The sequence below is a fragment of the Limnomicrobium aquaticum genome (assembly GCF_040545545.1).
Classification (GTDB): Bacteria; Pseudomonadota; Alphaproteobacteria; order Rhizobiales; family Rhizobiaceae; genus Ensifer_A; species Ensifer_A aquaticum.
Window position 1 is genome coordinate 1 of sequence record NZ_JBEPMB010000029.1, and the last position, 1,442, is coordinate 1,442.

Annotated in this window: 1 protein-coding gene; it reads left to right on the forward strand. The window is 63.9% G+C overall.

Features of this window, described 5'->3' with window-relative positions; genetic code table 11:
- On the forward strand, positions 1-1,442 hold a 1,442-nt coding region (locus tag ABID16_RS23610; protein WP_435532472.1), incomplete at both ends, for a beta strand repeat-containing protein.

A 1,442-nucleotide genomic window follows, 5' to 3' on the forward strand; every position in this document is an offset into this window, starting at 1 on the left:
CTTTCGACGGGTGTCGTGGGTGCTCTGAACTCCACGCAGGTTGCTGCATTGACCGGGGGCGATCTGACTGCGCTTTCGACGAACATCGCCGCGATCAGTTCCAAGGCGATTTCGGGGATTTCGACGACGAACCTCGCTGCTCTTGGCACGGCGCAGCTGAGCATCCTGACGACGGGCCAGATGACCGGCCTGACCTCGGCACAGGTGAATGCGCTGACGACGGGGCAGATCGGTTCGGTGACCTCGACGCAGATTGGTGCCTTGAGCGCCACGCAGGTTGCGGGTCTTTCGAACGCCAACGTCGCGCTGCTGGGCAATTCGGTTCTGGGTGCGATCAAGACGAGCTCGATTTCGGGTCTGACGACGTCGCAGGTCGGTGCGCTGGTATCGGGGCAGATCGCCGGGTTGACCAACGGACAGATCGGCGCACTGTCGTCGAGCCAGGTTGCAGCCCTGGGTGCCAACGTGGTGCAGATGTCTTCGAGCCAGCTCGGGGCAATCAGCGCGAAGTCGATTGCGGGCATTCCGACAGCCAATATCGGGTCGCTGGTCACCGCCAATCTTGCGGGTCTGACGACGACGCAGATTGCGGCGATGACGACGGGCCAGGTGGCAGCACTCGGCACGGGTCAGATTGCCGGGTTGACCTCCACGCAGCTTGGCGCGCTTAACTCGTCGCAGGTCGGCGTTCTGTCGGCCGGTCAGCTGACGGCTATCAGCACCGGCATCGCATCGCTCACCTCGAGCGCTGTCGTCGGGCTTACGAGCACGCAGATCGGTGGATTGGGCACGGCTCAGGTTGCGGTCGTCACGACGGGGGCGGTGGGTGCACTGAGCTCCACGCAGGTTGCGGCGCTGACCGGGGGCGATCTGACTGCGCTTTCGACGAACATCGCCGCGATCAGTTCCAAGGCGATTTCGGGGATTTCGACGACGAACCTCGCTGCTCTTGGCACGGCGCAGCTGAGCATCCTGACGACGGGCCAGATGACCGGCCTGACCTCGGCACAGGTGAATGCGCTGACGACGGGGCAGATCGGTTCGGTGACCTCGACGCAGATTGGTGCCTTGAGCGCCACGCAGGTTGCGGGTCTTTCGAACGCCAACGTCGCGCTGCTGGGCAATTCGGTTCTGGGTGCGATCAAGACGAGCTCGATTTCGGGTCTGACGACGTCGCAGGTCGGTGCGCTGGTATCGGGGCAGATCGCCGGACTGACCAACGGACAGATCGGCGCACTGTCGTCGAGCCAGGTTGCGGCCCTGGGTGCCAACGTGGTGCAGATGTCTTCGAGCCAGCTCGGGGCAATCAGCGCGAAGTCGATTGCGGGCATTCCGACAGCCAATATCGGGTCGCTGGTCACCGCCAATCTTGCGGGTCTGACGACGACGCAGATTGCGGCGATGACGACGGGCCAGGTGGCAGCACTCGGCACGGGTCAGAT